The 17847-nt window shown below is 52.2% G+C and carries 20 protein-coding genes; 6 read left to right on the forward strand and 14 right to left on the reverse strand.

From position 1 onward, the window contains the following. Nucleotides 1-190 precede the first annotated feature (190 nt). The 10 genes from hybG to yghX all read right to left on the reverse strand — a co-directional run bounded on the left by hybG (nt 191) and on the right by yghX (nt 8340). Complete coding sequence (hybG, locus tag A7589_RS12025) at nt 191-439, reverse strand: hydrogenase maturation factor HybG (RefSeq protein ID WP_000334896.1); 249 nt, start codon at nt 437-439, stop codon at nt 191-193. Nucleotides 440-571: 132 nt separating this feature from the next. Next, nucleotides 572-913, reverse strand: coding sequence for a hydrogenase maturation nickel metallochaperone HypA (gene hypA / locus A7589_RS12030; protein WP_000544956.1), 342 nt, complete (start codon nt 911-913; stop codon nt 572-574). Further along, nucleotides 906-1394 (reverse strand): hydrogenase-2 assembly chaperone, encoded by a 489-nt coding sequence (gene hybE / locus A7589_RS12035; RefSeq protein WP_000796938.1) that lies wholly within the window; start codon nt 1392-1394, stop codon nt 906-908. Before hybE ends, hypA begins: the two co-directional genes overlap by 8 nt. After that, nucleotides 1387-1881: a HyaD/HybD family hydrogenase maturation endopeptidase gene (locus A7589_RS12040; protein WP_001221941.1), complete on the reverse strand. Its 495-nt coding sequence runs from the start codon at nt 1879-1881 to the stop codon at nt 1387-1389. Before A7589_RS12040 ends, hybE begins: the two co-directional genes overlap by 8 nt. Further along, nucleotides 1881-3584: a hydrogenase 2 large subunit gene (gene hybC, locus A7589_RS12045; protein WP_000083059.1), complete on the reverse strand. Its 1704-nt coding sequence runs from the start codon at nt 3582-3584 to the stop codon at nt 1881-1883. Before hybC ends, A7589_RS12040 begins: the two co-directional genes overlap by 1 nt. After that, complete coding sequence (gene hybB / locus A7589_RS12050) at nt 3581-4759, reverse strand: Ni/Fe-hydrogenase cytochrome b subunit (RefSeq protein ID WP_108188849.1); 1179 nt, start codon at nt 4757-4759, stop codon at nt 3581-3583. The genes hybC and hybB overlap by 4 nt, the downstream gene beginning before the upstream one ends. Further along, on the reverse strand, nt 4749-5735 hold the full coding sequence (hybA, locus tag A7589_RS12055; protein WP_001081870.1) for a hydrogenase 2 operon protein HybA: 987 nt from the start codon (nt 5733-5735) through the stop codon (nt 4749-4751). The genes hybB and hybA overlap by 11 nt, the downstream gene beginning before the upstream one ends. A 2-nt stretch (nt 5736-5737) precedes the next feature. Beyond that, nucleotides 5738-6856 carry a hydrogenase 2 small subunit gene (hybO, locus tag A7589_RS12060; RefSeq protein ID WP_000145410.1) on the reverse strand — a complete coding sequence of 373 codons (1119 nt, stop codon included), beginning with the start codon at nt 6854-6856 and terminating at the stop codon, nt 5738-5740. Nucleotides 6857-7044: 188 nt separating this feature from the next. Then, on the reverse strand, nt 7045-7332 hold the full coding sequence (gene yghW, locus A7589_RS12070; protein WP_001059138.1) for a DUF2623 family protein YghW: 288 nt from the start codon (nt 7330-7332) through the stop codon (nt 7045-7047). A gap of 120 nt (nt 7333-7452) precedes the next feature. Beyond that, nucleotides 7453-8340, reverse strand: a complete 888-nt coding sequence (gene yghX, locus A7589_RS12075) for a YghX family hydrolase (RefSeq protein WP_010356648.1) — start codon at nt 8338-8340, stop codon at nt 7453-7455. A gap of 156 nt (nt 8341-8496) precedes the next feature. Here yghX and gpr point away from each other — a divergent pair, with 156 nt between their 5' ends. Then, nucleotides 8497-9537: an L-glyceraldehyde 3-phosphate reductase gene (gene gpr / locus A7589_RS12080; RefSeq protein ID WP_000262131.1), complete on the forward strand. Its 1041-nt coding sequence runs from the start codon at nt 8497-8499 to the stop codon at nt 9535-9537. Nucleotides 9538-9576: 39 nt separating this feature from the next. On the opposite strand, the gene A7589_RS12085 is transcribed toward gpr, so the two are convergent. Continuing rightward, nucleotides 9577-10071: a TIGR00645 family protein gene (locus tag A7589_RS12085; protein WP_000439331.1), complete on the reverse strand. Its 495-nt coding sequence runs from the start codon at nt 10069-10071 to the stop codon at nt 9577-9579. Between the two features lie 190 nt (nt 10072-10261). Here A7589_RS12085 and yghA point away from each other — a divergent pair, with 190 nt between their 5' ends. After that, a complete protein-coding gene (yghA, locus tag A7589_RS12090; RefSeq protein WP_000018750.1) occupies nt 10262-11146 on the forward strand; it encodes an NADP(+)-dependent aldehyde reductase in 885 nt (294 codons plus the stop codon). Nucleotides 11147-11183: 37 nt separating this feature from the next. Here the strand turns inward: yghA and exbD are convergent, their stop codons facing one another. Together exbD and exbB are read right to left on the reverse strand one after the other, a co-directional pair. After that, nucleotides 11184-11609 carry a TonB system transport protein ExbD gene (gene exbD, locus A7589_RS12095; RefSeq protein ID WP_001240714.1) on the reverse strand — a complete coding sequence of 142 codons (426 nt, stop codon included), beginning with the start codon at nt 11607-11609 and terminating at the stop codon, nt 11184-11186. Between the two features lie 6 nt (nt 11610-11615). After that, on the reverse strand, nt 11616-12350 hold the full coding sequence (gene exbB / locus A7589_RS12100; protein ID WP_000527844.1) for a tol-pal system-associated acyl-CoA thioesterase: 735 nt from the start codon (nt 12348-12350) through the stop codon (nt 11616-11618). A 251-nt stretch (nt 12351-12601) separates the two neighbouring features. Here exbB and metC point away from each other — a divergent pair, with 251 nt between their 5' ends. Beyond that, complete coding sequence (metC, locus tag A7589_RS12110) at nt 12602-13789, forward strand: cystathionine beta-lyase (protein WP_010356640.1); 1188 nt, start codon at nt 12602-12604, stop codon at nt 13787-13789. Nucleotides 13790-13928: 139 nt separating this feature from the next. Next, on the forward strand, nt 13929-14588 hold the full coding sequence (gene yghB / locus A7589_RS12115) for a DedA family general envelope maintenance protein YghB (protein ID WP_000268434.1): 660 nt from the start codon (nt 13929-13931) through the stop codon (nt 14586-14588). A gap of 39 nt (nt 14589-14627) precedes the next feature. On the opposite strand, the gene yqhC is transcribed toward yghB, so the two are convergent. Beyond that, a complete protein-coding gene (yqhC, locus tag A7589_RS12120) occupies nt 14628-15527 on the reverse strand; it encodes a DNA-binding transcriptional regulator YqhC (RefSeq protein WP_024257411.1) in 900 nt (299 codons plus the stop codon). Between the two features lie 193 nt (nt 15528-15720). Between yqhC and yqhD the strand changes: the two genes are divergently transcribed. Beyond that, nucleotides 15721-16884, forward strand: a complete 1164-nt coding sequence (gene yqhD, locus A7589_RS12125; protein WP_108188850.1) for an alcohol dehydrogenase — start codon at nt 15721-15723, stop codon at nt 16882-16884. Nucleotides 16885-16989: 105 nt separating this feature from the next. Further along, complete coding sequence (gene dkgA / locus A7589_RS12130; protein WP_108188851.1) at nt 16990-17817, forward strand: 2,5-didehydrogluconate reductase DkgA; 828 nt, start codon at nt 16990-16992, stop codon at nt 17815-17817. The last annotated feature ends 30 nt before the right edge of the window (nt 17818-17847 follow it).

Below are 17847 nucleotides of genomic sequence, written 5' to 3' on the forward strand. Positions count from 1 at the left end.
GCCGGGTACGACGGTACCGTAAGAGAGGCCGGATATACGAATGCAACTTACTCCCGTCACACAGATGAAAAATAACTTGCACAACGGGAGGTGTCCATATACGGATAAGGCGTTCACGCTGCATCCGGCAATCGAGCACAATGCCTGATGCGACGCTCGCGCGTCTTATCAGGCCTACGAAAGCTAATCATCACGCGCTGGTAATGTCGTAATCCATTTGGCGCAGTGCGTCTAATGTGGCTTTGGCTTCATCTTCGTCGATGATGCTCATGGCAAATCCGACGTGTACCAGCACCCACTGGCCCAGCAGATCGGCAGGGTTACCTTCACAAATCAGGGCGATATTCACGTCGCGCTTGATACCACAAACTTCAACCTGCGCAAGCTGGTGAATATCTTCACCGACAGCCAGCACCTGGCCTGGAACGCCAATACACATTGTTAACTCCGGTTATTTCGATTGCGGACAAACGCGAAAAAGAACCTTTAGCGGGTGTTTCCCCTCACCCTAACCCTCTCCCCGGAGGGGCGAGGGGACCGTCCGTGCACTTTTCAGGCGTTGTCCTCAGTCTTATTCAACTTCAATACTTTTGACGATCAGCGAATCGCCGGTATCGACACGCAACCGCTCGCCATGACAGATCGGACATTGCGCATCGTGCTGATGAATCTCCACCACCTGGCTGCAATCCCAACACCAGGCCTGGGCGGGTTTATAGACGATATGTAAATCGCACCCTTGCGCCACCGTTCCCTGGCAGACAATTTCAAAACTAAAACGGACGGCGCTCTCCTCAACGCAGGAGAGCGCGCCAATTTCCAGCCACACGGCGGTGACGCGCTTAACATCGTGCTGCTCCGCCTGCCGTTGGATAATTTCAACGGCGCTCTGGCAAAGCGACAACTCATGCATTTTCACCACTCCTGCGACCAAACAGCAGGGCGCGACGCCCTGCGTGTGGTACATCCGGATTGGTGACCGGCAGCGAAAGGATCATTCGTGCGCAGTCATCCGTCAGCCGTTGACCCTCTTCAATCGACATGCTGTGCGAAAGCGGTGACATCAGCGAGCAGGAGAGGTATTGCGAAACACCGTCCAGTTCGCCAACGGTAAAGGTCATGGTGCCGTAAGGCAGTTGCAGACCGATTTTTTCACTCACTTTGCGCAGCGGCCAGAGTTGATCCGGGCCGGGGAAGATAACTGCACTCAGCATCCACGGGGTGATTACACACCCCGTCCACTGACCTTCGAACAGCGTAAAGTCGGAAACGTACACCGGCATTGAAGGATGCAGAAAAGAGAGATCGTGCATCGAACGCCGGGCAATTTCTTCAAACGCTGCCTGAACTTGCGCCTTCGGGGAGGTCTGGAAACCTGCTATCTCCTCAGCCATGAGTCGCCTCCCGTGGGATGGCTTCCACGCCTGATTCACGCAGCGCAGCCAGAACCTGCTCAAGCGCAGGTTCAATCATCGCTTCGACCGTCGGCGTCAAGCCGATGTGCGGCTCCAGTGATTCCGGGATCACGCCGACCAGGGTCAGCTTTTTCGGAAACTCGCCAGTGAAGCGCAGGGCCGACAATACGTCGGCCAGGCCAAGCTGATGCGGAGAAATTTTATTGGTAAACAACGCCGGAACTTCTTCATCCCGCAGGATCATCATCGTTCCCGGCGCGTTCTTTTTCGACACAATGGCATCCGCAATGATCAGATGATCGCGATTTGCCATGTCGCCAAGCAGCTCCATTCCTGCCGTGCCGCCATCGAGGATTTCAACATAATCCGGCAGAATGTATCGTTGCTCTAACGCTTCGACAATCCGCACACCGATGGCTTCATCGGTCAGCAAAATATTGCCGACCCCTAAGACTAAAATACGCATTACAGAACCTTCACTGAAACCACTTCGTTGCCGTCGGCATCCACTACGTGTACCGCGCAGGCCATGCACGGGTCGAAGGAGTGAATGGTGCGCACCACTTCCAGCGGTTTATTCGGATCGGCAACCGGTGTCCCCACCAGTGACTGCTCGTAAGGGCCGACGTCATCATTAAAGTTACGCGGGCCGGAGTTCCAGGTTGATGGGACGACCGCCTGGTAGTTGCTGATGATACCGTCTTTGATCACCATCCAGTGAGAGAGCATACCGCGCGGTGCTTCAAGGAAGCCAACGCCTTTGAACTCACCTGTAGCCGGAATGTTCGGCTTCACAAAGGTGGTGTGGTCGCCTTTGCCGATATTGGTGATCAGTGCACTGTATTGATTTTGCAGGATATCCTGCAATTCGCAGCAGTGAACGGTACGACCAATAATACGCCCCAGCGTGGAGTGCAGTTGCGCCACTTCCAGCGTGTTGCCGGTCAGTTTCTGATAAATCGCAACGATTTCATTTAGTTTGTTCTGAGTAGACTCGCGTCCTGACGCCAGTTTCACCAGCATGTTCGCCAGCGGCCCCACTTCTACCGTTTTGCCGTAGAAAGTCGGTGATTTCACCCAGGAATATTTACCGTCCTCAGACCAGCCGTCATAAGCCGGAATGGTCGTGCCTTCCCACGGTGCCTGCGGCGCTTCGTCTTTATACCAGGAGTGCTTCGCGCTTTCCTGAATCCCTTTGATCAGATATTCATCTGAATGGGAAGTGATCGGACGATACGAGGACAGATCCGCATTCTCAATGTAGCCGCCCGGGAACAGGAAGCTGCCGTTTTTGCTGTCGGTCGGGAATTCCGGCACACTCAGGTAGTTCACTGCACCTTTACCGCGTTCCAGCCATTCCGGATAGAACGCGGCGATAACTGCGGTATCAACCTTGTAAACCTGCTCAACAAAGTCGCTCAACTTGTCGATGAAGGACTTGATGTACATCAGGCGCTCAAGGTTCAGCACGCCCAGACCGTCGAGGTTGATCGGGTTCGCAACACCACCTACCGCCAGGTTCTGAATGTGTGGCGTTTTACCACCCAGCAGCGCCACGACGCGGTTAGCGTCACGCTGGCACTCCAGCGCCTGTAAGTAGTGCGCTACCGCAATCAGGTTCACTTCCGGCGGCAGTTTCATCGCCGGATGTCCCCAGTAGCCGTTGGCGAAAATACCCAACTGACCGCTGGCAACCAGATCTTTGATCTTGTTCTGAACTTTAGTGAACTCTTCCGGGCTGTTCAGGTGCCAGGTCGAAACGCCTTTCAGCATTTCGGAGGCTTTGGTCGGATCGGCTTGCAGCGCAGAAGTGATGTCTACCCAGTCCAGCGCAGAGAGCTGATAGAAATGAACGATATGGTCATGCGTGGTGTGCGCAGCCAGAATGATGTTACGGATGTATTGGGCGTTAACCGGAACGTCGATATTCAGCGCACTCTCTGCCGCACGAACAGAAGAGAGCGCGTGAGTGGTGGTACATACGCCACAGATACGTTGCACAATCATCCATGCATCGCGCGGATCGCGGTTTTTCACGATCTCTTCCATGCCGCGCCACATGGTCCCGGAAGCCCATGCTTTCGAAACGACGCCATTTTCGATTTCGCAATCGATGCGTAAATGCCCTTCAATACGGGTTACCGGATCAATAGTAATTCTCTGGCTCATGCTTTGCTCGCCTCATGACGATTATGATCGTTTTGTTTTAAAGGAGGAAGTATCGGCAGTAGACGAATGAGTACGATGTAAGCGCAAATCTCAATAGCCACAAAACCAATAGAAATCAACAGTTCTTCCCAGGTCGGGAAGTAGGCGTAACCGCCGCCTGGGTTGAATGCCACCAGCGAATAGGTCAGACGCCAGGTTGCACAACCTAACAGTGCGCTCAGTGCTGACAGGAACAGCATGCGGGAATCATTACGCAGCTTCGCCACACGCAGAGCGACCAGTGGGAAGAGCATCAGCAGGACTTCAATCCAGAACATCACGGAGTAGAAGTCACCGGCAAACGCTAAGGACAGCTTGTCGCGATAGATTAGCTCGCCAAAGCGCAGCACAATGAAAATCGCCAGCAGCACGCTGATGGTGTTGGTCAGCTTGACGAACAGGCTCTTCTCATCCGGGCCATTGCCACGCAGACCCGCCTGCACCAGCGAACCTTCAAAAATGACAATCGAGAAGCCCATGATGAACGCCGTCAGCAGCGAGAACAGCGGCAACATTTCATAGCTCTGCCACAACGGATGCACTTTATAGCCCGCCGAGATCATCAGCGACCCCATTGAAGACTGGTGCATGGTCGGCAGCAGCGCACCGAGCGCGATGATAAAGAACATCACCTTGTTCAGACGCTTGAGCGACACCTTCCAGCCCAGACGTTCAAACAGCGCAGGAGCAAACTCAAGCGCCATCACGCCGATGTAGATGGTCATACAGACCGCCGTCTCGAACAGTACCGAGTTCACGTTGAAGTGACCCGGAATGTAGAAGTACGGCAGGTTCCAGTAGCGACCCACGTCGATAGTGATCGACAAGCCACCCAGTGAGTAACCGAACAGACTCGCCAACAGCGCCGGACGCACCAGCGGATGGTATTGTCCACGGTTAAAGACGTATACCGCCCACGCCAGCGCCCAGCCGCCACAGGCAAAGCCGGTGCCGATCAGCAGGTCAAACGCGATCCACACGCCCCACGGAAAGCCGCCGTTCAGGTCGGAGACAGAGCCAAGCCCGAACACCAGACGCTTCACAATCAGGAGCATACAGATGACGATTAACGGTCCAAAAATCATGACCGGTTTACTGATGATTTTGCCGCCCAGCGGTTGTGGATCATGACTCATGATCGTCTCCTCCGTCGTGATGGTCGTTTTTGGTGTTGCGACGAACCAGCACGGTTAAGCCCGCCAGCACAGCCAGTGGTAGCATCATGCCTTTATACAGGGTGTGTTGAATATTTTCGGAACGCGCACCGGTAGAAAGATCGTCCAGTTTCGGCAGGTCGAGATTTTCATAAGGCACACCCGTTAGTACCAGAACCTGAGTACCGCCGCCCTCTTTCTCGCCGTACAGATGCGGATAATATTTCGGCACTGTGTGCAGGTAAGTGTCGCCAGATTTCAGCGTCTGACGCGGATAGTGGTATTCGCTGCCAGGCTTCAGCGCCAGGCGTTTTTTCGCCTCAGCCATCAGCTCTTCACGCGTACCAAAAATCACCGCGCCCGCCGGGCACACTTCTACACAGCCAGGCAGACCGCCTTTATCGAGACGTTCCACGCCTTTCTGGTTACACAGCTCACACTTATGCAACGCACCAAACGGGTTGTTGTAGTCGTACTTCGGCACGTTGTACGGGCAGGCAACCATGCAGTAACGGCAGCCGGTGCACACGTCTTTGTCGTAATGGACAATGCCGGTTTTCGGATCTTTTTTCAGCGCGGAAACCGGGCACACAGAGACACAGTTCGGATCGACGCAATGCATACACTGTTTCTTAATGTACGCGTAGCCGTTCTCTTCCTGGTCTTTGTTGACCCCCGTGCCGCTGGTCCACACCTGAATGATGTTATTGGTGTATGGCGACAGTTTGTCGTTGTTCGACCAGGTCTGCTCCCCTTGTGGGTTACGTTCAGGGAAGTTGATATCCTGACACTTAGTGACGCAAGCCTGGCAGCCTACGCACAAGGTCGAGTCATACAACATACCCAGCGATCCCGGAATTGGCGGGCGGTTTTCAGCAGCCGCATGGCTGACCGACGGCAGCGCGCCCGTCAGCAATGCCCCGCAGGAGGCTGCTTTAATAAAATTACGTCTGTTCACGGTTATTCTCCCCGTGAGTCAGCGTTATCTTTCTTTTGCTGACGACCCAGTTCACGCACCGCCATCACGCTGACACCGGCAACCAGCCCAACCACGCCGCCGAGCAAACCGATAGCGCCCGCAGAGACGTTGCCGCCTTCTTTAGCATTCACGTCCGGTTTTTGTGAGCGTGGCGTCTGGTTTTCGACGTTAGCAAGCTGATGGATGCCTTTATGGAAGCCGATACCTTCTTCGTTACAGCCGTAGCACGGGTGACCAATCGCCACCGGCCACACGCCGCCAACATCGCAGAATTGCAGCGTTGAGCAGTTGCCGTAAGTTTCAGGGCCTTTACAGCCGAGGTGGTACAGGCACCAGCCTTCGCGGTGGCCTTCATCACCGAACTCTTTGGCAAAACGACCAGCATCGAAGTGCGGGCGACGTTCGCAGTGTTCGTGAATCAGACGGCCATAGGCGAAGGTCGGACGATTTTTGTCATCCAGTTTCGGCGGTTTGCCGTAAGTGATGATGTGCGCAACGGTCGCAAGGAAGTTGTGCGGGTTCGGCGGACAGCCTGGAATGTTGATAACGGTTTTGCCCGGCAGAACTTCTTGCAGGCTGACCGCGCCGGTGGGGTTAACCCCAGCTGCTGCGACACCGCCCCACGCGGAGCAGGAACCGATAGCGATAATGGCTGCTGCGCCTTCCGCCGCTTTGCGGATGTGATCCACAATCGGCTCACCGGCAACCATGCAGTAAATACCGTTATCTTTTAATGGGATGGAACCATCCACAACCAACACATACTGCCCTTTATACTTCTCAAGCGCGTTATGTTTGTTCTCTTCAACCTGATGGCCGAATGCGGCGGAAAGGACTTCGTGATACTCCAGAGAGATGGTCTCCAGCACGAGGTTTTCTACCGTTGGATGCGTTGCACGAAGCAGAGATTCCGTACAACCGGTGCACTCCTGCGCGCCAATCCAGATAACCGGCGGGCGCTGCGGGTTAGTGACCGATTCGGCCATCTCTGCGGCGGCTTTGCTACTCAGCCCCATGGTGGCGGCTAATGCTGCACAAAGCTTCATGAAATCACGACGATTAATGCCGTGAGAATGGATGAGGGTGTTATCTCCAGTCATTTATAGTTATTCCGTTGCGAAGACCTGGCATATATTTTGCCTCAACCGCAAAATCAATAATGCGATCGATGCGCCATTTACCACACATTTATTATGGTTATCATTGTCATGATACTGCGGCGGGGCGCTAAAACGAAGGGAAGAAGCATTAGTGTAATTAATTAAAGCAAGATAATACGTATGTTTGATCAATTTTCGAGGCGATAACCAGCCATAAAAAATCGTAATGTAGAACAGGAATTATTCTCACGAAAGAAATCCATTACCATCTCTTTATCCAGTCCATAACGGCGCGTCAGAATACCTGCTTCCCAGGCGCTGAGCTGGCGGTCACCGGTCTTTTTATACATCCGATGCGAATAGCCTAATACAAATCCGCGCTTATAATCGGCACAGAATTTAGTCACATTAACCGCACTGTCGGCATGTGTTGCTTTTAATCCCGCCATTAAGCCTTTACCAAAATGGTTATTCATCGTTTTGCCCTCAAACGCTATATATCAACTTATATAGCGATATTTTAGGCAAAGAACGACTTTTACGCACGCTATTTTTTTCAGCATGTTAAGAATGTTATCCAGGAAGAGATAAACCCATCAGGAGAGATATTTGTCGAACCATTTCAGCGTCCTTTGCCAGGCAAGATCGGCAGCAGATTTGTCATAACGGGGCGTGGAATCATTATGGAATCCGTGATTAACCCCCGGATAAATATACGCTTCATAAACCTTATTATTAGCTTTCAACGCTGCCTCATAAGCGGGCCAACCTTCGTTGATTCGCGTATCCAGTTCAGCGTAGTGAAGCAGTAAAGGCGCATCGATTTTCGCCACATCGGCGGTGGGCGCCTGGCGGCCATAAAACGGCACCGCGCAGGCCAGTTCCGGGTATGCCACCGCTGCCGCGTTCGAGACACCACCGCCATAGCAAAATCCCGTAATACCCACTTTGCCCGTGGCTTGCGGATAGCGTTGCATAAACTCAATCGCGGCAAAGAAATCATTCATCAGTTTGGTTGGATCAACCTGCTGTTGCAGCTCACGACCTTTATCATCGTTCCCCGGATATCCGCCCACGGAGCTTAAGCCGTCTGGCGCCAGAGCGATGTACCCCGCCTTCGCCACTCGCCGCGCCACATCTTCGATATACGGATTCAGTCCACGATTCTCATGCACTACCACCACGGCTGGCGTTTTGCCGCTCATCTTCGCAAGCTTCACCAGATAACCCCGAACCTCGCCGTGACCATTTGGCGAAGGATACGTGATGTACTCAGCAACAATCTCCGGGTCGGTAAACTCTACCTGAGTCGCCAGCGCATAATTTGGCTTGAGCAAATCAAACAACGCTAATGCCGTCATCCCGCCCACCGTATACTTCGTCGCCAGGTTGAGGAACTCACGTTTCGAGATTTTCCCGTGAGCGTAATAGTCGTAGTAATCCAGTAACTCTTGCGGGAAATCTTTGGCTGTTAAACGCGACATCGTTTCATTCCTCAACTGTTGTTTTTTTAAGCAAAGCATAAGCACGTGTTTTTGCCCAGTTTTTCGTCACTCTGTGAACCAGACTACGGGAGACACGCTGGCAAATTGCTAAACTAGAAACATTGTTTCGAAACTGAACGGTGAAAAGGAGATGTCATGGTCTGGTTAGCGAATCTCGAACGTTACGGGCAGATGCAGTACCGCTATTGCGGAAAAAGCGGTTTACGTCTGCCCGCGTTATCGCTCGGTTTATGGCACAATTTCGGCCACGTTAACGCGCTGGAATCACAGCGTGCGATCCTGCGCAAAGCCTTTGATTTGGGCATTACGCACTTTGATTTAGCCAACAACTACGGGCCGCCTCCAGGAAGCGCAGAAGAGAACTTTGGTCGTCTGCTGCGGGAGGATTTTGCTGCTTATCGCGATGAACTGATTATCTCTACCAAAGCCGGATACGATATGTGGCCCGGCCCGTACGGCTCTGGCGGTTCACGTAAATACCTGCTCGCCAGCCTCGACCAAAGCCTGAAGCGTATGGGTCTGGAATATGTTGATATTTTTTACTCTCATCGCGTCGATGAAAATACGCCGATGGAAGAAACCGCCTCTGCGCTGGCTCATGCTGTGCAAAGCGGCAAGGCGCTGTATGTCGGGATCTCTTCATACTCGCCAGAGCGGACGCAAAAAATGGTCGAGTTGCTGCACGAGTGGAAAATTCCGCTGTTAATTCATCAACCTTCGTACAATTTACTAAACCGCTGGGTGGATAAAAGCGGCCTGCTGGATACCCTGCAAAATAACGGCGTGGGCTGTATTGCCTTTACTCCTCTGGCTCAGGGATTGCTGACCGGAAAATATCTCAACGGCATTCCGCAAGATTCACGGATGCATCGTGAAGGGAATAAAGTTCGTGGTCTGACGCCGAAAATGCTTACCGAAGCCAACCTCAACAGCCTGCGCTTATTGAATGAAATGGCACAGCAGCGTGGACAATCAATGGCGCAAATGGCGTTAAGCTGGTTGCTGAAAGATGATCGCGTGACGTCGGTATTGATTGGTGCCAGCCGCGCAGAGCAACTTGAGGAGAACGTACAGGCGCTGAATAATCTGGCGTTTAGCACCGAGGAGTTAGCGCAGATTGACCAGCATATCGCCGATGGCGAGCTGAATCTGTGGCAAGCGTCATCCGATAAATAACGTGTTAATAACGGGCGCGAGAACCGCGCCCGAATCAGATCAGTGATTATGGCGAGTCAGTCGGTCAAGATAGCCCATCACAAACGCAGAGAGCACAAACGTCAGATGGATAATGACGTACCACATCAGTTTGTTATCAGGGACATTTTTCGCATCCATAAAGACGCGCAGTAAGTGAATGGAAGAGATCGCCACAATCGACGCTGCCACTTTGTTCTTTAGCGACGTTGCGTCCATTTTCCCCAGCCAGTTCAGCTTCTCTTTGTTCTCGGAGATATCGAGCTGCGAGACGAAATTCTCATAACCGGAAAACATCACCATCACCAGCAAACCGCCAACCAGCGTCATATCCACCAGCGACAGCAGAACGAGGATCAAATCAGATTCCGCCATCGAGAAGATATTCGGCAGTACGTGAATAATCTCCTGGAAGAACTTCAGCGCCAGGGCAACTAACGCCAGCGAAAGGCCAAAGTACACGGGGGCAAGCAGCCAGCGAGAAGCATACATTGCATTTTCAAGAAAACGTTCCATACATTCCTGTCGTGTAGTTAAAACGGGCAACAGTATATCGCAATTGAGTAAACAGCGCGCAACAGCAAATCAACATATACGTTAAACCGTTGTCGCATAAATCCGAGGTTTAGGGATCTTCCTGGTTCCCTGATTAACGCATTGAGAGCGTCTACCCTTATAGGACGTTGAACCTGAAGGGAGAAAAGCGATGTCTCATTTAAAAGACCCGACCACGCAGTATTACACTGGTGAATATCCCAAACAGAAACAACCGACGCCAGGCATCCAGGCGAAGATGACACCGGTGCCGGATTGCGGCGAGAAAACCTATGTTGGTAGCGGTCGCCTGAAAGATCGTAAGGCACTGGTGACAGGGGGCGATTCTGGTATCGGTCGTGCTGCCGCCATCGCTTACGCGCGTGAAGGCGCTGACGTGGCGATCAGTTATCTTCCGGCGGAAGAAGAAGACGCCCAGGATGTGAAAAAGATTATTGAAGAATGCGGACGCAAAGTCGTTCTGCTGCCGGGCGATTTAAGCGATGAGAAATTTGCCCGTTCGCTAGTTCACGACGCGCATAAGGCGTTAGGCGGGCTGGATATTATGGCGCTAGTCGCCGGGAAACAGGTTGCCATTCCTGATATTGCAGACCTCACCAGCGAACAGTTTCAAGAGACCTTTGCCATTAACGTTTTCGCGCTGTTCTGGTTAACCCAGGAAGCGATTCCCCTGCTGCCGAAAGGCTCAAGTATCATCACCACTTCGTCAATCCAGGCGTACCAGCCGAGCCCGCACTTGTTGGATTACGCAGCAACGAAAGCGGCGATTCTTAACTACAGCCGTGGTCTGGCAAAACAGGTCGCGGAGAAAGGTATTCGGGTGAATATTGTCGCACCAGGCCCTATCTGGACGGCACTGCAAATTTCCGGCGGACAAACGCAGGATAAGATCCCACAGTTTGGTCAGAAAACACCGATGAAACGTGCGGGGCAGCCGGCAGAACTGGCGCCTGTTTATGTTTATCTGGCAAGTCAGGAGTCGAGCTACGTCACCGCAGAAGTGCACGGCGTGTGCGGCGGCGAACATCTAGGCTAAAAAATGCCCGGTTGTATAAAGCAACCGGGCATCATTTTTATTTCGCTTTAGCAGTTTCTTCGCCGACCAGGCCTATCTTCAGGTAACCCGCCTGATGCAGCGTATCCATAACCTTCATCAACGTCTCGTAATCAACGGTTTTATCCGCACGGAAGAAGATTGTGGTGTCTTTCTTACCTTCAGTTAACGCATTCAGCGCCGTAACCATCGTTTCATCGGTGACCGGATCGTTACCGATAAACATCGAGTTGTCCGCCTTCACCGACAGATAAACTGGTTTTTCCGGGCGCGGCTGCGGCGTGCTGGTAGAAGCAGGCAAGTTCACCTTCACATCTACCGTCGCTAACGGCGCCGCCACCATAAAGATAATCAGCAGAACCAACATCACGTCGATAAACGGCGTCACGTTGATATCATGCATTTCGCCGTTATCATCGAGGTTTTCGTTAAGATGCATTGCCATAGCGCATTACCCTGCACGTAATTTTTGTGCGACACGAACCGGATGCGCAGCGGCGCTGGCTTCCAGATCCAGGTCACGGCTTTGCAGCAACAGCACCTGCGCTGCGACATCGCCCAGCATCGCTTTAAAGCCGCCAATCTGGCGCGCGAATACGTTATAGATAACGACCGCCGGAATTGCCGCCACCAGACCGATTGCTGTTGCTAACAGAGCTTCTGCGATACCCGGAGCAACCACCGCCAAATTCGTGGTCTGCGTTTGCGCAATACCGATAAAGCTGTTCATAATGCCCCATACCGTACCAAACAGCCCCACAAACGGCGAAATCGCGCCAATGGTTGCCAGATAGCCGTTACCGCGTCCCATTTGACGCCCCACTGCGGCGACCCGACGCTCCAGGCGGAAGCTGGTACGCTCTTTAATACCTTCGTTATCGTCGCTGCCTTCTGACAATTCCAGCTCGTTCTGCGCTTCATTGAGCAAATGCAGGCTTAAGCTTTTGCTACCAAAATCAGCGGCGATATCGTTGGCCTGGTTTAAGGAACGCGCTTCAGCCAGCAGTTGCTGCTCGCGCTTAAGGCGACGCTTCTGATTGAAGAACTCTACGCTCTTACTGAAGAAGATTGCCCAGGTGACTACGGAGGCCAAAATAAGCCCAATCATCACGCACTTAACGACAATATCGGCGTGCTGATACATACCCCAGACGGAAAGATCCGTCTGCATTAAATTATTACCCACTGTGTATCTCCAGGACGCAAGTCACAAAATCTGCGCATAATAATATCAAAACGACGTCGAATTGATAGTCGTTCTCATTACTATTTGCATACTGCCGTACCTTTGCTTTCTTTTCCTTGCGTTTACGCAGTAAAAAAGCCACCAGAACGCCATTTGCGAAAATTTTCTTCTTTATGCCAATTCTTCAGGATGCGCCCGCAATTATTCATGCTAGTTTAGACATCCAGACGTATAAAAACAGGAATCCCGACATGGCGGACAAAAAGCTTGATACTCAACTGGTGAATGCAGGACGCAGCAAAAAATACACTCTCGGCGCGGTTAATAGCGTGATTCAGCGCGCCTCTTCGCTGGTTTTTGACAGCGTTGAAGCGAAAAAACATGCGACGCGTAATCGCGCCAATGGCGAGTTGTTCTATGGACGGCGCGGAACGTTAACCCACTTTTCGTTACAAGAAGCAATGTGCGAACTGGAAGGTGGCGCCGGCTGTGCACTGTTTCCTTGCGGTGCGGCAGCGGTTGCCAATTCCATCCTTGCTTTTGTCGAACAGGGCGATCATGTGTTGATGACCAACACCGCCTACGAACCAAGTCAGGATTTCTGTAGCAAAATCCTCAGCAAACTGGGCGTAACGACATCGTGGTTTGATCCGCTGATTGGCGCGGATATCGTTAAACATCTGCAACCAAACACTAAAATCGTCTTTCTGGAATCGCCGGGCTCCATCACCATGGAAGTGCATGATGTTCCGGCGATTGTCTCCGCCGTGCGCAGCGTGGTGCCGGACGCCATCATTATGATCGATAACACCTGGGCTGCCGGGGTGCTGTTTAAAGCCCTTGATTTTGGCATTGATGTTTCCATTCAGGCCGCCACCAAATATCTGGTAGGCCACTCGGATGCAATGATCGGCACTGCGGTATGTAATGCCCGATGCTGGGAGCAACTGCGGGAGAACGCTTATCTGATGGGACAAATGGTCGATGCCGATACCGCTTATATGACCAGCCGTGGCCTGCGCACTTTAGGTGTGCGTCTGCGTCAACATCATGAAAGCAGCCTGAAAGTGGCTGAATGGCTGGCGGAACATCCGCAGGTTGAACGGGTTAACCACCCTGCTCTGCCGGGCAGTAAAGGTCACGAATTCTGGCAACGAGACTTTACAGGCAGCAGCGGACTATTTTCCTTTGTGTTGAAGAAAAAACTCAACGATGAAGAACTGGCGAACTATCTGGATAACTTCAGTTTATTCAGCATGGCCTACTCGTGGGGAGGATATGAATCGTTGATCCTTGCAAATCAACCGGAACATATCGCCGCCATTCGCCCGCAAGGAAAGATTGATTTCAGCGGCACGTTGATTCGCCTGCATATTGGTCTGGAAAACGTCGACGATCTGATTGCCGATCTGGACGCGGGCTTTACCCGAATTGTGTAACATTGCCAAATTTGGACAATTTTGCAGACATTTAATTGTGAATAGTCTTAAATTGTTGCGTCCGGGATCAAGGCGTCCCGGACGATTCAGGAGTACAATAGGCAAATAAAGGCTTAAACGCTGTTCCACAGGAAAGTCCATGGCTGTTATTCAAGACATTATCGCTGCGCTCTGGCAACACGACTTTGCCGCGCTGGCGGATCCTCATATTGTTAGCGTTGTTTACTTTGTCATGTTTGCCACGCTGTTTTTAGAAAACGGTCTGCTGCCCGCTTCATTTTTGCCAGGCGACAGCTTGTTGATACTGGCTGGCGCACTGATTGCCCAGGGGGTGATGGATTTTCTGCCAACAATCGTGATTCTGACTGCCGCAGCCAGCCTGGGCTGCTGGTTAAGTTATATTCAGGGGCGTTGGCTAGGTAATACCCAAACGGTGAAAGGCTGGCTGGCACAGCTTCCGGCTAAATATCATCAGCGCGCCACCTGTATGTTTGACCGCCACGGTTTGCTGGCTTTGCTGGCTGGACGTTTTCTTGCATTTGTCCGCACGCTGCTACCAACGATGGCGGGGATTTCCGGTCTGCCAAACCGCCGCTTCCAGTTTTTCAACTGGTTAAGTGGATTGCTATGGGTCAGCGTGGTGACCGGTTTCGGCTATGCCTTGAGCATGATCCCGTTCGTTAAACGCCATGAAGATCAGGTAATGACATTCCTGATGATCCTGCCGATTGCCCTGTTAACCGCCGGCCTGTTAGGCACGCTGTTTGTGGTGATTAAAAAGAAATACGGTAACGCCTGACGTTTTTCTCCGTTCCCGGCGGCGATGCCGGGAACACATTTAACTCCCTTGCATCGCCCGCATTCTTGCCGCATCTTCCCCCGGCGTCACACCGAAGTAGCGTTTAAACTCACGGCTAAATTGCGACGCACTTTCGTAGCCGACGCGCATCGCCGCCGCGCTGGCCTTCATGCCATCATGGATTATCATCATCCGCGCCTTATGCAGTCGGTAGTTCTTCAAATACTGCAACGGTGAGGTGCTGGTGACAGACTTAAAATTATGGTGGAACGCTGAAACGCTCATGTTAGCTTCTGCCGCCAGTTGCTCGACGCTCAGGTTTTCGGTGTATTTATTCTCAATCCGTTTCAGCACGCGGCTAATCAGGCTGAAGTGAGTCTGACGACTGACCAGCGCCAGTAATGCGCCACCGCAAGGTCCGGTCAGCACGTAGTAAAGAATTTCGCGGATGATCTGCTTGCCAAGAATGCGCGCATCCAGCGGTCGCTCCATCACATCCAGTAACCGCTCCGCCGCGCATAAAATCTCTTCTGACAACGTAGCGGAGTTTATGCCACTGGCAGCCATCGACGGCTGGAAATGCTCATCTTCACCAATGTCCATCAACAGTTCCTGTAACTGCAAAATATCGACGTTGAGACGTAAGCCCGCTAATGGCACCTCCGGCGTGGCATAGGTTTCGCACTCAAACGGTAACGGCACCGTCAGCAGCAGATATTCATTGGCATCATAACGAAACACGCGTTCATTGATATAGCCGATTTTATGCCCGGAAAAGAGAATTATGATGCCAGGTTCATACATCACCGGCGTACGTGCGCCGGGGTTCTCGCCATACAATAAGCGCACATCGGGCAACAGCTCACACAAACTATTTTCTTTATTTTTCAGATTATTAATTTTGTCCGTCAGCAGGCGGCAAATCTCTTCACGTTTCATATCGCGTAATTTCTTAAGAATAATGCGGCAATTTGATTGTGCGCAATTTTGTATCATTTCTCCAGTACTCTGGAGAAATAGGCAAGACATTGGCAGAAATGAGCATTGAGAGCTGCGGCGCTGGCGACCACAATGAAAAACATCAGGCAGACCGATCTCTGCCCTCATATTGGCCCAGCAAAGGGAGCAAGTAATGAACAACTTTAATCTGCACACCCCAACCCGTATTTTGTTTGGTAAAGGCGCTATCGCTGGTTTACGCGAACAAATTCCTCACGATGCTCGCGTATTGATTACCTACGGCGGCGGCAGCGTGAAAAAAACAGGCGTTCTCGATCAAGTTCTGGATGCGCTGAAAGGTATGGACGTGCTGGAGTTTGGCGGTATCGAGCCAAACCCGGCTTATGAAACGCTGATGAACGCCGTGAAACTGGTTCGCGAACAGAAAGTGACTTTCCTGCTGGCGGTTGGCGGCGGTTCCGTACTGGACGGCACCAAATTTATCGCCGCAGCAGCCAACTATCCGGAAAACATCGATCCGTGGCACATCCTGCAAACTGGCGGTAAAGAGATCAAAAGTGCCATCCCAATGGGATGCGTGCTGACACTGCCAGCAACCGGTTCAGAATCCAACGCAGGTGCGGTGCTCTCCCGTAAAACCACCGGCGACAAGCAGGCGTTCCATTCTGCCCACGTTCAACCCGTATTTGCCGTGCTCGATCCGGTTTATACCTACACCCTGCCGCCGCGCCAGGTGGCTAACGGCGTAGTGGATGCCTTTGTGCACACCGTGGAACAGTATGTTACCAAACCGGTTGATGCCAAAATTCAGGATCGCTTCGCAGAAGGTATTTTGCTGACGCTTCTCGAAGATGGCCCGAAAGCCCTGAAAGAGCCAGAAAACTACGATGTACGCGCTAACGTCATGTGGGCGGCAACCCAGGCGTTGAACGGTTTGATCGGTGCTGGCGTCCCGCAGGACTGGGCAACACATATGCTGGGACACGAACTGACTGCGATGCACGGTCTGGATCACGCGCAAACGCTGGCTATCGTTCTGCCTGCCCTGTGGAATGAAAAACGCGACACCAAGCGCGCAAAACTGCTGCAATATGCTGAACGCGTCTGGAACATCACTGAAGGTTCCGACGATGAGCGTATTGACGCCGCAATTGCCGCGACCCGCAACTTCTTCGAGCAATTGGGCGTGCCAACCCGCCTCTCCGACTACGGTCTGGACGGCAGCTCCATCCCGGCATTGCTGAAGAAACTGGAAGAACACGGCATGACCCAACTGGGCGAAAATCATGACATTACGCTGGATGTCAGCCGCCGCATTTACGAAGCCGCTCGTTAAGCTTTTTCCTCCTCAAACTTTCGTTTTTGGGTATTTCGTCCAGACTTAAGTTCACACCAACTCACCGGAGCCTGCCCCGGTGAGTTCATATAAAAGGAGGAACGTATGGCTAATCCAACCGTTATTAAGCTACAGGATGGCAATGTCATGCCCCAGCTGGGACTGGGTGTCTGGCAAGCAAGTAATGAGGAAGTCATCACCGCTATCCAAAAAGCGTTAGAAGTGGGATATCGCTCGATTGATACCGCCGCTGCCTATAAAAACGAAGAAGGTGTCGGCAAGGCGCTGAAAAATGCCACTCTTGCCAGAGAAGAGTTGTTCATTACAACCAAACTGTGGAACGACGACCACAAACGCCCCCGCGAAGCACTGCTCGACAGCCTGAAAAAACTTCAGCTTGATTATATCGACCTTTACTTAATGCACTGGCCCGTTCCCGCTATCGATCACTATATCGAGGCGTGGAAAGGAATGATCGAGCTGCAAAAAGAAGGATTAATCAAAAGCATTGGCGTCTGTAACTTCCAGATCCACCACCTGCAACGTCTGATCGACGAAACTGGCGTGACGCCTGTTATTAATCAGATCGAACTTCACCCGCTGATGCAGCAACGCCAGCTTCACGCCTGGAACGCTACGCACAAAATCCAGACCGAATCCTGGAGCCCATTAGCGCAAGGTGGGAAAGGCGTTTTCGATCAGAAAGTCATTCGCTACCTGGCGGATAAATACGGCAAAACACCAGCACAAATTGTTATCCGCTGGCATCTGGATAACGGTCTGGTGGTGATCCCGAAATCGGTCACGCCTTCACGCATTGCCGAAAACTTTGATGTCTGGGATTTCCGTCTCGACAAAGACGAACTTGGTGAAATCGCAAAACTCGATCAAGGTAAACGTCTCGGTCCCGATCCCGACCAGTTCGGCGGCTAACGCGCAAATCTCCCGGTGGCGGTAATGTTC

It is taken from the genome of Escherichia sp. MOD1-EC6475, assembly GCF_003046645.1.
In the GTDB taxonomy this organism is placed as follows: Bacteria; Pseudomonadota; Gammaproteobacteria; order Enterobacterales; family Enterobacteriaceae; genus Escherichia; species Escherichia ruysiae.